Genomic DNA, 13247 nt, shown 5'->3' with positions numbered 1-13247 from the left:
GGACCGCTAAAGTCCCGGGACATGTCCCTGGGCACGCTCATCACTGTCGCTCCAACAGGAGCGGAGCACGCGAAAGCCGACGTCCCGCAGCTTCCGGTGACCCTGGAAGAGCTGGTCTCGACGGCGCAGAGCTGCGAGCAGGTCGGCGCGGCGATGATCCACGTCCACATCCGTGGCGAGGACACCAAGCCGTCGCTGGACCTCGGCCGGTTGAAGGCCACCGTCGACGCCCTGCGCAGCGAGACCAACCTCGTCGTGCAGCTGTCGACCGGCGGTTCGGTGCACGACCCCGAGGCCGATCGGCTGCGCGTGCTGGAGGCGGCACCGGACTCGGCCTCCTGCACGATGGGCACCGTCAACTTCGGCGACGACGTGTTCATGAACCGCTGGGAGTTCATCGTCTCCCTGCACAAGGGCATGCAGGAACGCGGCATCGTGCCCGAGTACGAGATCTTCGACATCGGGCAGCTCGCGTCGCTCAAGCGCCTGCTGGACCAGCACGGCCTGCCCGCCGGCGGGCACGTGCACGTCGACTTCGTGATGGGTGTGCCCGGCGGCATGCCCGGTGACGCGGCGACGCTGGTCGCCGCCGTGAACGCGCTGCCGGACGGCGCGACGTTCTCCGCCACGGGGATCGGCAGGACGACCCTGCCCGTGATGTTCACCGCTTTGGGTGCGGGTGGGCACCTCCGAGTGGGTATGGAAGACACCGTGAGCTACTCGCGGGGGGTGCCGGTGCGGGACAACGCACAGCTCGTGGCACGTGCCGCGGGCTTGTCCAAGATCGCCCAGCGACCCGCTCTGACACCGGACGAGGCGCGAAAGCTCCTGGGCGTGCACATTTGAGACAAGTTTGGTGCATGGGATGTGTTGGCGGGTGAGGAGGATCTACCGCAGGATGGACACGTGATCGAGGTGCGTCCTGGCGGGCGCCGCCGAATCGACAGGGTGCTCGCCCCCGACTACACGGAGGGCGTCGAGCAGCGCCCGCTCGTCGAGGTGCGCGAACTCCGCGACGAGGCTGCGCAGGAAGAGACAGATCTGTCCTACCTGCGACGGCTGTTGCACGCGCGCATCGACATCGTGCGCGCGGAGCAGGAGCGTCGCAGCTCCGGTGGCTCGGCCGTCGTAGAGCAGCTGGCCACGATTCTCTCCACGAACGCCGTGGGTCCCGCGACCGGTCTCGGTCGCTACCAGACCCATGAGCCGTCACGGGCTGATGCGCATCAACGGCACGTCGAGGCGCTCATCTCCGACGTGGACCTCTCCGACGTGAGCTCGCTGGCCGATCCCAAGCTCGGCGAGGTGCTGGAGACGCTCATCTCGGAGGAAGCGTCCGTGTCGGTGCGCCGGCGTGAGGTGCAGGTGGTGGTGGACAAGCTCAACGCCGAGATCGCCTCGCGCTACCAGCGCGGGAGTGCCTCGGTGGACGAGCTGCTGGCTGCGGAGCGCGGCCACCACCGTCCCAAGAGATAAGACGGAAGTTCCACTTTCTGAACAGGCGACCTAGCGTGCCCTCATGGGGTACCGCTGGGTCGTTCTGTGCATCGGGGCTCTGGCGCAGGGCACGAACGCGGCCGTCTTCCTCGGTCTGCCCGCCATCAGCCCGCAGCTCCAGCAGCACTTCTCGCTGACGTTGCCCCAGGTCGGGCTGCTGCTCGGCGCCGTCAACCTCGGCACGATGATCGCTCTTGTGCCGTGGGGGGTCGTCGCGGACCGGCGTGGCGAACGGCTCGTGATGACCATCGGTGGTGTCGGGGCCGCCGCGTGCCTGTTGTCGGTCGCGCTCGGCAACGCCTGGATCGCCGGGCTCGCCCTGCTCGGCGCCGGCCTGTTCGGGGCCAGCGTCAACGCGGCCAGCGGGCGCGCGGTGATGTCGTGGTTCAGCAAGGAGTCGCGCGGGCTCGCGATGGGCGTCCGGCAGACGGCGACCCCGCTCGGGGCGGCGTTCACCGCGGCCGTCCTGCCCGGCATCGCCATCTCGTCGGGCGTGCCGGTCGCGTTCGTCGTGCTGGCGGGGGTGACGGCGTTCGTGGCGCTCGCGGTGGCCCTGCTGGTCCGGGAACCACCCGGCGCGGTCCGGGCGGGGTCGGACCACGGGCTGGTGCTCAGGGACCCCCGGCTGCTCCGGCTGTCGCTCGCCAGTGGGCTGCTGGTGGTGCCCCAGTTCACCGCCACGGCCCTGACCGTGCCGCTGCTGCACGAACACCGCGGCATGAGCGTGACGGCGGCCGCTGCGGTCTTCGCCGTGGCCCAGGTGCTCGGCGGAGCCGGACGGCTGGCGGCCGGGGTGTGGTCGGACCGCGCGCGCAGCCGGGTCGGACCGCTGAAGATCGTCTCGCTGCTCACCGCGGTGGGGTTCGTGCTGGTCGCGGCGCTGGACCAGGCGCCGTTGCCGGTGCTGGTCGCGACGCTGGTGCCGACCTCGCTGCTCGCGCTGTGCTGGAACGGGCTCGCGGTCACCGAAGCCGGTGAGCTCGCGCCGGAGGGCCGCAGCGCCACCGCCATCGCCATGCAGAACTCAGCGAACTACCTCAGCGCGGCGGTCACCCCGTTCGTCGCGAGCTTCGTGGCGGTGACGGTGGGCTGGCCGGCGGCGATGGCGCTGGCGGCCATCGCGGCCGTGACCGCGAGGGTGCTGCTTCAGCCGTGGCGTTCCCTGCGGGCGAGCTCCGCCCAGAACTCGCGCAACGCCTCGTAGCGCAGCGCGACCTCCTCGGCGTCGTCCGCTTCGAGGGCGTCGACGATGGCGTTGACGTCGGCCGCCGAGCTGTCCTCCAGCAGGTCCTTGTCCTGCATCAGCTGCACGAGGCCGCCGTAGTCGAGTTCGACGGCGGAGTGCGGGTGGAAGTGCTCGAGCCAGCGGCCCGTGTCGGCGAGGATCTTGGCGGGCCCCTCGTCGCCCAGGGAGCCCTTGACGATCTTGTGCGCCCTCGCCACCCTGCGCCGGGCGTCCGCCATCGCCACGCGCCACGACACCTGCCGTTCCGGGTCGTCCTGGGCGCTCGCCAGCACGACGCGGCGCTGGGCGGGGTCGACGAGGGCGAACCACGGCAGCGGGACCGTCCAGGTCGTGGAGATCACGTGGACCGCACCACCGGAGAGTTCGGCCATCACGGCGGACGCGCGCGCCCGGACCGTTTCGGCGCTCAGGTCGAGGGCGGCGTCCTGCAGGATCGGCGGCGCGGTGGCCAGGAAGCCGACCAGAGCGGCGGCGGAGCGCGCCCGGAGGTCGAGGGGACAGACGAGCGGACCGGGCCCGACGCGCGCGGCCTCCGAGGTCGGCACCTCGGCCGGACTGATCGTCATCACGTCGAACGACTCGCCCGGGAGCAGCTTTTGTCCCAACTGTGATCGCAACCACAGCTCCCGTTCCCTCTCGCCTGCCTCCGAGCGGGGGACGGGGCCTGCTTCCAGGGCTTTTTCCACCTTGGAGGCTAGCGGTGCGTCCAACACAGATAACGGTTCGTACACCCGTAGGTAGGCGACGAACGGTCTTGGCACCTGTGCATCCTTCCACTCGGGGGCCACCGCGAGATTCGGCGGTACGTCTCATGCCTACCGCGTCGCGAGGAACCCCATCGGCACGGTACGGTAGTTACCAGGAATCAGTTGTCGAGACGAGTGGGGCCGCCGTTCCCCCGGCCGCCCCCGTCCCTGTGCGAGGGGGTCGAGCCATGGGGCGCGGCCGAGCGAAGGCCAAGCAGACGAAGGTCGCCAGGGAGCTCAAATACAGCTCTCATGAGACCGACTTCGCTGCGTTGCAGCGCGAGCTGTCGACTGATGAAAGGTCGGCGAACGGGAGTGGTGGTGGCGACGAGCCACACGACGACCCGTACGACGACTACGACGATTACCGTCGCTGAATTCAGCCTTCGGAGTTCAAGGGTTGGGCATCCGGTAACCCCGGCGCCCAGCCCTTGAACTCTGAGGGCTTTTTCAGAACGCCCTGGCGTACTGCTTCGGCGCCCTGACCTCCACACCCAGCTGCTGTGCCGCGTGCAGCGGCCAGTACGGGTCGCGGAGCAGTTCGCGCGCGAGCAGGACCAGGTCGGCGGAGCCGTCCGTCACGATCTTCTCGGCCTGAACCGCCTCGGTGATCAGGCCGACCGCACCCGTGGGCACGTCTGCCTTGCGTCGCACCGCCTCGGCGAGCGGCACCTGGTAGCCGGGGCCGACGGGGATGTCCGCGTGCGCCACGATGCCGCCGCTGGACACGTCGATCAGGTCCGCGCCCGCGGCCTTGAGCGCCTGTGCCAGCACGACGCTGTCGTCGGACGTCCACGCGCCCTCGACCCAGTCGCTGCCGGTGATCCGGACGAACAGCGGCACCTCGGGACCGACGGCCGCGCGGACGGCCGCGGTGACCTCGACGCTCAGGGCGATGCGTTCTTCCAGGCTGCCCTCGTTCGTGAGCGGCGAGTAGAACTGGTGCAGCAGGTAGCCGTGGGCGGCGTGGATCTCGATGACCTCGAAGCCCGCCTCACGCGCCCGCAGCGCGCCGTCGACGAACGCCTTGACGATCTCGGACGTGCCGGTCAGCTTCTCCGGCTGGTTGCCGCCGGGGAACGACTCGGTCGTGGACGACACCGGCACCCAGTCGCCGATGGCCTTGCGACCGGCGTGCGCGAGCTGGATCGCGGGCACCGCGCCGTGCTCCTTGATGAACGCCACGATCGGCTTCCACGCCTCGACCTGCTCGTCGTTCCAGATGCCGGTGTCCTGCGGCGAGATCCGGCCGCGCGGCTCGACGGAGGTGGCCTCGGCGATGACGAGACCCGCTCCGCCGACCGCCCGGGAACCCAGGTGCACGAGGTGCCAGGTGGTGGGCACGCCGTCTTCCTTCGACACCGAGTACTGGCACATCGGGCTGACCGCGATGCGGTTGGGCAACGTGACCGAGCGCAGGGTCAACGGGGAGAAGAGCTGGCTCACTTCGGGGCTCCCTTGAGAACGTTCGAGTCCTGACGAATCGTTCAAGGGACGGCGCAGGCGGGTTGTTCCCGGCGTGTGGGGCGTCTCAGTCAGTGAACAGCGACGCGGAGACGCGGGCCGGCGTGAAGTTGGGCGGCCACAGCGTCCCGCGGTTGACCCTGGCGCCCGCCAGCGCCGCCTTGTCCAGGTTGACTGCCCGCATGTCGGCGCCGCGCAGGTCGGCGTCGGTGAGGTCAGCGGCCCGGAGGTCTGCTCCCTCGAGGCACGCGACCCGCAGCGAGGCGTTGCGCAACGAGGCTCCGCGCAGGTCCGCGTCCCGCAGTTCGCTGGCGTCGAGCACACACCCGTCGAGGCACGTGCCGAGCAGCCGCGCGCCGGTGAGGTTGGACCGGCGGATCACCGCACCCGCGAGTTCGAGCTTGCCCAGTTCGGCGCCGCGCAGGTCGACGTGCGACAGGTCGAGCCCCACGGCGGGCCAGCGGGTGAGGAGCGCGAGGGCGGCCTCGACGTCCGGGCGGTCACCGGACGGCGGTTCCTCGGTCGGCCAGGGTGAGCGGTCGCGCAGGAAGTCGGACACCGTGTCGTCCACCAGCGGACGGCTGCGCGCCGAGTCCTTCGCGATCTGGTCGAGCAGGCCCAGTCCCTCGATCCGGTCCTCGGTGAGCTCACTGCCGAGGAGCTCGATCGCCCTGCGGTAGCGGTCGACGAACTGGCCGTCCCTGACCTGGCGCCAGGCCAGCGCGGCCCCCGCGACGACCAGCAGTCCACCGAAGACCATCGATCGCGGAGAGGCCTGCGGCACCACCAGGGCGACACCGAGTACGACCAGGGCGACGGCCCCGAGCCGGAACATCCGCTTGTTCACTGCAGGCCATCTTCGCCACAGTCCTCGGTGTCGCGGTATCCGCTGTTGGAGTTCAGCTCAGATAGCGGACCTGCTTGGCCTTGCCTCCGAGCACGTCCTCACGGGCCTGGGCGATCTCCGCGCGGTGTGAGACCTCCGGCACACCGACCTCCCACCACGCCCCGGCCTCCGTCCACGACGACGGGTGCGTGCGGATCACGACCACGGCGGGGCGGTGCTCGGCCACGGCCACCTCGCGGGCCTTGCGGTAAGCGCCTTCCAGGTCGGCGAGCGAGTCCACGGCGAACACCGCGCACCCCAGCGCCGCCGCGTGCGCCGCGAAGTCCGTGCGCGGCGGTTCGGCGTGGGAGGTGGTGCAGTCGGCGTACAGGTTGTTGAAGCCCGCGCCGCCCTGGCCCGTCTGGAGGCGGTGGATCACCGCGAAGCCGTCGTTGTCGCAGACGACGGCGACGAAGCCGTGGCCCGCGAAGGCCGCGCTGAACAGTTCGGAGTTCAGCATCAGGTAGCTGCCGTCGCCGAGCAGCGTGGTGACGACGCCCCGGGTGTGGGCGATCGCGGCGCCCCAGGCACCGGCGAGTTCGTAGCCCATGCAGGAGAAGCCGTACTCGACGTCCATCGTGGACTCGCCGGTCGCGCGCCAGCCGCCGATCAGTTCGCCGGGGAGGCCGCCGGACGCCGTCATGACGTAGTCGGTGGGCTCGCTGACGTCGTTCACGACACCGACGACCTGCGCGTACGTCGGGAGGCCGGCGCCAGGGGTGCGCAGGGACGTGATGTGGGCGTCCCACTTCGTGCGTTCGGCTTCGGCACGGGCGGACCAGGTCGCCGGGGCCTGCCAGTCGGCGAGGGCGTCGGTCAGTTCGCGCAGGCCCTCGTCGGCGTCGGCGACCAGGGCGAACGAGCCGTGCTTCACGGCGTCGAAGCGGGCCGCGTTCAGCGAGACGAGGTGCGCGTCCGGGGAGAAGACGGTCCAGGACGCGGTGGTGAAGTCCTGCAGGCGGGTGCCGACGGCGATCACCACGTCGGCCTCGCCCGCGAGGACGTTGGCCGAGGTCGAGCCGGTGATGCCGAGCGGACCGGCGTGCAGCGGGTGCTCGTGCGGGACGAGCGTGCGGCCCGCCGTGGTCTCGACGACGGGGATGTTGTGCTGCTCGGCGAACCGCAGAGCCCGGCCCGCCGCGCCCGAGTAGCGGACGCCGCCGCCGAGGACCAGGAGTGGCTTGGTGGCGTTGCGGATCGCGGTCGCGGCCTCGGTCAGTGCGGTCAGGTCCGGGCGTTGCCGCAACGGGCGGTGCACGACCGGCGCGAACAGGGCGTCGGGGAAGTCGCAGGACTCGGCCTGGACGTCCTGCGGCAGCGCGAGCGTGACCGGGCCGCAGTCGGCGGGGTCGGTCAGGACGCGCGCGACCTGCGGCAACGTCGAGAGCAGCTGCTCGGGCCTGGTGATCCGGTCGAAGTAGCGGCTGACCGCGCGGAACGCGTCGTTGACCGTCGCGGTCGGGTCGTGGAAGTGCTCGACCTGCTGGAGGACGGGGTCGGGCGCGCGGCCGGTGAACGTGTCGCCGGGCAGCAGCAGGAGCGGCAGGCGGTTGGCGTGCGCGACGCCGGCCGCGGTGACCATGTTCAGCGCGCCGGGGCCGATGGACGACGTGGCGACGCCGACCTGGCGACGGTGCGTGGCCTTGCCGATGCCGACGGCCGCGAGCGCCATGCCCTGCTCGTTCTGGCCGCGCCACACCGGGAGGCGGTCGCGGACCTCCTCCAGGGCGTTGCCGAGGCCGAGCACGTTGCCGTGGCCGAAGATCGCGAACACCCCGGGGAACAGCGGTGCGGTGGTGCCGTCCTGCAGTTCGGTGCGCTGCGCCAGCATCCAGCGGACCAGCGCCTGCGCGGTCGTGAGCCTCACTTGGTCCGCCCCTCGGCAGTCGTGACCGGGCAGCGCGGGTCGAGTTCCTGGGTCGCCCAGCTGTCCCTGATCCAGGTGTGGGCCGGGTCGTCGCAGAACGCCATCGAGCGTTCGGTGCCCGGACCGGCGAGAACGTTCAGGTAGTACATGGGGTAGCCCGGCGCCGCGACGCACGGACCGTGGTAGCCGCGCGGGATCAGGAAGACGTCGCCGTCGCGCACGGTCACGTCCTCGTCGATCGTGCCGTCGTCGGTGTAGGTGCGGTGGAACCCGAATCCTGTCCTGGACGGCGTGACGCCGTCGCGGTCGGCGATCCGGAAGTAGTAGATCTCCTCGTTGTTCACCTCGCACGGCTCGGACTCGTCGTGCTTGTGCGGCGGGTACGAGGACCAGTTGCCGTCCGGGGTGATCAGCTCGCACGCGTTGAGCTTGTCCGCGTGGTCCCAGACACCGGGGACGCCGAAGTTCGTGACCTGGCGGGTGGCGTTGCCGGAGCCGCGCACCTCGACCGGGACGCCCTCGGCCGGACCGTACTTCGGCGTCAGGCGGTTCTCACAGCGCGCCATCGGCAGCGCGATCTCGCAGCCGTCCTCTGAGGACAGTCGGACGGAGGCGTCGCGCGGCACGTAGGCGAAGTCCGTGACGCGGGTGAACACCGAGTCACGGCCCTGCAGCTCGAACCGCTCGTCGTCGACCTCGACCGTCAGCGATCCGGCCAGCGGCAGCACGAACGCCTCGAACTCGCCGGTCTCGACGGTGCGCACCCAGCCGGGCTCGATCCGCAGCACGCGCAGACCGGTGTAGGTCCACTCCGCGTCCTCCGGCGTCAGCCACACGACGTCGGTGTCGGTCGAGAGAGTCCCGTGTGGACGGTGCAGCGTCATTCCGTGGGTCCCTTCGCGGTGCGGAGGATTTCGGCGGCGGCGGCGACCGCGGCGGCGACGTCACCGTCCGGCGGGTAGAGCAGCGCGCGACCGACGACCAGCCCGCGCACGGTCGGGTGCTTGAGCGAGCGTCCCCACGACTCGAGGTCGTCCTCCGGCCGTTCGGACGGAACGCCGCCGAGCACCAGCGCGGGCAACGCCGTGGTGTCCAGCACGACCTCGGGTTCCTCCGGCGCGGGCAGCTTCAGCCAGGTGTACGCGGAGGTCGCGCCCAGCCCGGCGGCCACGGCCGAAGCCCGCGAGAGAGCCGCGGAATCCTTCTGCAGCACCAGCTTGTCGTTGTGGTCGCGCTTGTACGGCAACGGCTCGACCATCGCCATCAGGCCGTGCTCGGCGAGTTCGGTGACGGCCCGCGCGCAGCCTTCCAGGGTCGGGATCGTGCCGGGGTCCGAGTCGACCAGGCGCAGCAGCATCTTGCCGCCGTCGAGGCCGAACGTCGCGATGGACGCCGCGTCGTACGCGGTGAACCTGTCGTCGATCTCCCAGTCCGCCCCGGCGAGGCCGCCGCGGTTCATCGAACCGATGACCACGCGGTCGTTCAGGCCGTCCAGCAGCAGCAGGTCCTCGATCACGTCCGGCGTGCCGAGCACCCCGTCGACGTCGGGGTTGGCCAGCGCCGTGAGCAGCCTGGACAGCAACGAGCGGCGGTCGGCCATCGCGAGCGGGTCGCCGCCGACGCCCAGCGCGCCGCGGGCCGGGTGGTCCGCGGCGACCAGGAACAGCGTGGACTTGCCGTTCAGCAAGGAGTGCCGGCGCTTGCGGGACTGGTAGGCCCGCCGGATCGAGCCGGGGTCCTCCGCCCGCCGCCACAACAACTCGCGCCACTGGCCATCGGTGATCACAGCAGTTCCTCGATCTCTTCCTGGTCCGGCATCGCGTCGGCGCAGGCCAGCCGGGACGCCACGATCGCGCCGGCCGCGTTGGCGTAGCGGGCGATCTTGACCGGGTCCCAGCCGGAGAGCAGGCCGTGCACCAACGACCCGCCGAACGCGTCGCCGGCACCGAGTCCGCACACCACCTCGACCGGGTTCGGGGCGACCGTCCAGCGTCCCTCCGGCGTGGCCACGAGCACGCCGTCAGCGCCCTTCTTCACCAGCGCCAACGAGATCCCACGTGCCAGCAACCGGTCCGCGGCCTCGTCGGGGTCGGACGTGCCGACCGCGACCTCGCACTCGGTCCGGTTGCCGACGGCGACCGTGACGTGGTCGAGCATCCAGCCGATCTCGGCGCGCGCGGTCTCGACGTCGGGCCAGAACATCGGCCGGTAGTCCAGGTCCAGCACGGTGTGGCCGTGGCGGGCCCGTGAAGCCAGCATCATCCGTTGCGAGCCACGGGAAGGCTCGGCGGAGACGCCCGTGCCGGTGACCCACAACAACGGGACGTCCCGCACCACCGACCACGGCACGTCGTCCTCGGAGATCGTGAGGTCGGGCGCGATCGGCAGCCGGTAGAACAGCAACGGCGGGTCGGCGGGCGGGTTGAGCTCGCAGAACACCACCGGCGTCAGGAGGTCCGGCGAGGTGCCGACGTGCTGCGACGAGACGCCGAAGCTCTCCAGCGCCTCGCGGACGTACGTGCCGAACCCGTCCGGGCCGACCTTGGTGAGCACACCGGCCCGGCGGCCGAGGCGCGCGGCGGCGACCGCGACGTTGGTCGCGGTGCCGCCGAGCGATTTGGCGAAGGTGCTGACCCGGGCCAGCGGGACCCCGGACTGCTCGGGGTAGAGGTCCACCCCGACCCGGCCGACGGTCAGCACTTCCAGGGACGTCACGCCTCGACACCCCGCAGCTCGTGCTCCAGCGCCTCGAGTTCGGCACCGCCGGCCATCTGCTTGGTCAGCTCGTTGATGTCGATCTCGGACTTCTCGTACGAGCCCAGCGCGCGGCCCCGCTTGAGCAGCAGGAACCGGTTGCCGACCGGGTAGGCGTGGTGCGGGTTGTGGGTGATCAGCACGACGCCGAGGCCACGATCACGGGCCTGGGCCACGTACTTCAGCACCACACCGGCCTGCTTCACGCCGAGCGCCGCGGTCGGTTCGTCGAGGATCAGCACCTTGGCGCCGAAGTGCACGGCGCGGGCGATGGCGACGCACTGCCGTTCACCGCCGGAGAGCGTGCCGACGGGCTGTTCGACGTCGCGGAGGTCGATGCCCATGTCGGACAACGCCTTCTTGGTGATCTCCTTGCCCTTCTTGCGGTCCAGGAACCCGAACTTCGTGGTGGGTTCCGAGCCCAGGAAGAAGTTGCGCCACACCGACATCAGCGGCACCACCGCGAGGTCCTGGTAGACGGTCGCGATGCCGTGGTCCAGGGCCTCGCGCGGCGACGAGAAGCGGATCTCCTCGCCCTCGACCCGGAACGAGCCCTGGTCGTGCTGGTGGACACCGGCCAGGATCTTGATCAGGGTCGACTTCCCGGCGCCGTTGTCGCCGAGCACGCAGGTGACCTCACCCGCGTTGACCACGGTGGACACGTCGCTGAGCGCGATGACGCTGCCGTAGGTCTTGCCGATGTTCTCGGTCTCGATGAGTGACGTCATCGCCTGACCCTTTCCGCGCGGCGGCGCAGCATGTTGTTCACCAGCACGGCGGCCAGCAGCATCACGCCGAGGAACAGCTGGAACCAGTCGCTGTTCCAGCCCGCGTAGACGATGCCCTGCCGGGCCATGCCGAAGATCAGCGCGCCGATCGCCGCACCGACCGCGGAACCGAAGCCACCGGTGAGCAGGCAGCCGCCGATGACCGCCGCGATGATGTACTGGAACTCGAGGCCGATGCCCTGGTTCGCCTGCACGCTCGCGTATCGCAGGATGTTGATCGAGCCGACCAGCCACGCGGCGAACGCCGTGGTCATGAACAGCAGGATCTTGGACCGCACGACCGGCACGCCGACCGCGCGCGAACTCTGCGCGGCGCCACCGATCGCGAAGATCCAGTTGCCGAACCTGGTGCGCATCAACAACGTCGACGCGACCACGGTGAACAGCACCCACCAGATGATCGACACGTAGAAGCTCGTGCCGCCGATCTGGAACGTCGAGGCGAACAGGAAGCCCGCCGACTCGTAGCCGGCGGTCTCCCGCATGCCCGAGACCTGCACGCTGCCGGTGACCAGGCGCGTGATGCCGAGGTTCAGGCCCTGCAGCGCGAGGAAGCTGCCCAGCGTCACGATGAAGCTCGGCAGGCCCGTGCGCATCACGAGCCAGCCGTTCAGCGCGCCCACCGACAGCGCGAAGGCGAGCGACACCAGCAACGCCAGCCAGACGTTCAGTCCGAGCTGGGTGGCGAGGAGAGCCGTGACGAGCGCGGTCGACGCGGTCATGACGCCGGCGGACAGGTCGAACTCGCCGCCGATCATGAGCAGTGCCACCGCGACCGCCATGATCCCGAGCATGGAGGCGTCGTCCAGCCAGGTGGCCGCGCCGCCCACGCTCAGGAACTGCTCGGTGACCACGGAGAAGAACAGGAACACGAGCAGTGCGCCGAGCATCGCGCCGATCTCGGGGCGCTTGATCAGCTGATCCATCGCCCTCGGCTTGCCCAGCCGTTCGTCGGCAGCCGGTGGAGCTGTGGCTGTCACGGTCATCTCCCCGCCTCCTCCTTACCTCTTGCCGTTCTTGGCGTACTCCGCGACCTTGTCCACGTTGTCCTTGTCGACGAAGCCGGGGCCGGTGAGGACGGGCTTGCCGCCACCGAGGGTGTTGGCGTTGTCCTTGAAGAGCTTCAGCATCACGATCGGCAGGTAGCCCTGCTGGTACTGCTGCTGGTCGACGGCGAAGAGGACCTCGCCGGCCTTGATCGCGGTGACCACGTCGGCGTTCAGGTCGAACGTCGCGACCTGGGCCTTCGAGCTCGCGCCCTTGATGGCGGCGGCCGCGTTCACGGCGACCTGCGGGTTCAGCGCCAGCACGCCGTCGACGGCGGCGTCGGACTGCAGCTTCGCCTTGATGCGGGCCTCGATGTCGGTCGGGTTGGAGATGTCGACCTGGAGGTTCTCCACCGCGCCGCCGAAGCCGGAGCGGGCACCGTCGCAGCGCTGGTTGAGGCCCGAGTTGCCGGCCTCGTGGATCACGCAGAGCAGCTTCGTCTTGCCCGCGGCCTTGAGCTTCTTGCCGGCTTCCTCACCGGCGATCGTCTCCTCCTGGCCGACGTGCGCCATGGCACCGAACTCCGCGCTCTTCGCGCTGCCGGAGTTGATGGTGATGACCGGGATGCCCGCCTTCACGGCGTTCTCGATGGACGTCTTGAGCGCGTCCGGGTTCGCCATCGACACCACGATGCCGCCGACCTTCTGCGACACGGCGTTGTCGATCAGCTTGGCCTGGGCGCCGGGGTCGCCGTCGGAGTTGTAGGTGACGCCGACGCCGAGCTGCTTACCCGCGTCCTCGGCGCCGACCTTCACGACGCTCCAGAACGCGTCGCCCGCGGTGCCGTGGGTGATGACGGAGACCTTGAGGTCGCCCGAGGCCTGCGAGCTGTTGTTGCTGCCGGTGTTCTGCGTGTTCGTACCGGTGGGACCGCTACAGGCGGCGAGCAGAGCAACCCCGGCGAGCGCGACGCCCGCACGGAGAACCAGACGAGACTTCATCGTCTCCAGTC

The 13247-nt window shown here is 70.3% G+C and carries 14 protein-coding genes; 4 read left to right on the top strand and 10 right to left on the bottom strand.

Translation table 11 applies throughout. The features are described 5' to 3' along the window. The first annotated feature begins 21 nt into the window (after positions 1 to 21). From QSK25_RS11130 to QSK25_RS11120, 3 genes are read left to right on the top strand one after another with little or no spacing between them, the layout of a single operon-like run. A complete protein-coding gene (locus tag QSK25_RS11130; RefSeq protein ID WP_285637467.1) occupies positions 22 to 846 on the top strand; it encodes a beta-keto acid cleavage family enzyme in 825 nt (274 codons plus the stop codon). A gap of 60 nt (positions 847 to 906) precedes the next feature. Further along, positions 907 to 1476, top strand: a complete 570-nt coding sequence (locus QSK25_RS11125) for an RsiG family protein (RefSeq protein ID WP_285637463.1) — start codon at positions 907 to 909, stop codon at positions 1474 to 1476. 43 nt (positions 1477 to 1519) lie between these two features. After that, complete coding sequence (locus QSK25_RS11120) at positions 1520 to 2701, top strand: MFS transporter (RefSeq protein WP_285637461.1); 1182 nt, start codon at positions 1520 to 1522, stop codon at positions 2699 to 2701. Here QSK25_RS11120 and QSK25_RS11115 read toward each other — a convergent pair. Continuing rightward, positions 2644 to 3504 (bottom strand): DUF8083 family protein, encoded by an 861-nt coding sequence (locus QSK25_RS11115; protein ID WP_285637459.1) that lies wholly within the window; start codon positions 3502 to 3504, stop codon positions 2644 to 2646. The genes QSK25_RS11120 and QSK25_RS11115 overlap by 58 nt on opposite strands. Before the next feature lie 173 nt (positions 3505 to 3677). Here QSK25_RS11115 and QSK25_RS11110 point away from each other — a divergent pair, with 173 nt between their 5' ends. Beyond that, positions 3678 to 3866 carry a DUF3073 domain-containing protein gene (locus tag QSK25_RS11110; RefSeq protein WP_191297952.1) on the top strand — a complete coding sequence of 63 codons (189 nt, stop codon included), beginning with the start codon at positions 3678 to 3680 and terminating at the stop codon, positions 3864 to 3866. Between the two features lie 73 nt (positions 3867 to 3939). Here QSK25_RS11110 and QSK25_RS11105 read toward each other — a convergent pair whose 3' ends face one another. From QSK25_RS11105 to QSK25_RS11065, 9 genes are all read right to left on the bottom strand, one after another. After that, on the bottom strand, positions 3940 to 4935 hold the full coding sequence (locus tag QSK25_RS11105) for an NADH:flavin oxidoreductase/NADH oxidase (protein WP_285637454.1): 996 nt from the start codon (positions 4933 to 4935) through the stop codon (positions 3940 to 3942). Between the two features lie 85 nt (positions 4936 to 5020). Then, on the bottom strand, positions 5021 to 5800 hold the full coding sequence (locus QSK25_RS11100) for a pentapeptide repeat-containing protein (protein ID WP_285637451.1): 780 nt from the start codon (positions 5798 to 5800) through the stop codon (positions 5021 to 5023). Positions 5801 to 5852: 52 nt separating this feature from the next. Further along, the gene (gene iolD / locus QSK25_RS11095) at positions 5853 to 7706 is read right to left on the bottom strand and encodes a 3D-(3,5/4)-trihydroxycyclohexane-1,2-dione acylhydrolase (decyclizing) (RefSeq protein WP_285637449.1); all 1854 of its coding nucleotides are present in this window, start codon (positions 7704 to 7706) and stop codon (positions 5853 to 5855) included. Continuing rightward, on the bottom strand, positions 7703 to 8590 hold the full coding sequence (gene iolB / locus QSK25_RS11090) for a 5-deoxy-glucuronate isomerase (protein ID WP_285637446.1): 888 nt from the start codon (positions 8588 to 8590) through the stop codon (positions 7703 to 7705). Before iolB ends, iolD begins: the two co-directional genes overlap by 4 nt. Next, entirely contained in the window at positions 8587 to 9492 is a 906-nt protein-coding gene (locus QSK25_RS11085; RefSeq protein ID WP_285637443.1) for a Cgl0159 family (beta/alpha)8-fold protein, read from the bottom strand. The genes iolB and QSK25_RS11085 overlap by 4 nt, the downstream gene beginning before the upstream one ends. Beyond that, positions 9489 to 10421: a 5-dehydro-2-deoxygluconokinase gene (gene iolC / locus QSK25_RS11080; protein ID WP_285637439.1), complete on the bottom strand. Its 933-nt coding sequence runs from the start codon at positions 10419 to 10421 to the stop codon at positions 9489 to 9491. The genes QSK25_RS11085 and iolC overlap by 4 nt, the downstream gene beginning before the upstream one ends. Beyond that, positions 10418 to 11188 carry an ATP-binding cassette domain-containing protein gene (locus tag QSK25_RS11075; protein WP_285637436.1) on the bottom strand — a complete coding sequence of 257 codons (771 nt, stop codon included), beginning with the start codon at positions 11186 to 11188 and terminating at the stop codon, positions 10418 to 10420. Before QSK25_RS11075 ends, iolC begins: the two co-directional genes overlap by 4 nt. Further along, the gene (locus tag QSK25_RS11070) at positions 11185 to 12174 is read right to left on the bottom strand and encodes an ABC transporter permease (RefSeq protein ID WP_502881830.1); all 990 of its coding nucleotides are present in this window, start codon (positions 12172 to 12174) and stop codon (positions 11185 to 11187) included. The genes QSK25_RS11075 and QSK25_RS11070 overlap by 4 nt, the downstream gene beginning before the upstream one ends. A 75-nt stretch (positions 12175 to 12249) precedes the next feature. Then, complete coding sequence (locus QSK25_RS11065) at positions 12250 to 13236, bottom strand: sugar ABC transporter substrate-binding protein (RefSeq protein ID WP_285637430.1); 987 nt, start codon at positions 13234 to 13236, stop codon at positions 12250 to 12252. Between the last annotated feature and the right edge of the window lie 11 nt (positions 13237 to 13247).

Origin of the sequence: Lentzea sp. NBRC 102530, assembly GCF_030269365.1 — a bacterium.
Lineage (GTDB): Bacteria > Actinomycetota > Actinomycetes > Mycobacteriales > Pseudonocardiaceae > Lentzea.
The sequence above is the reverse complement of the archived record's forward strand: the minus strand, read 5'-3'. Positions and strand labels throughout refer to the sequence as shown.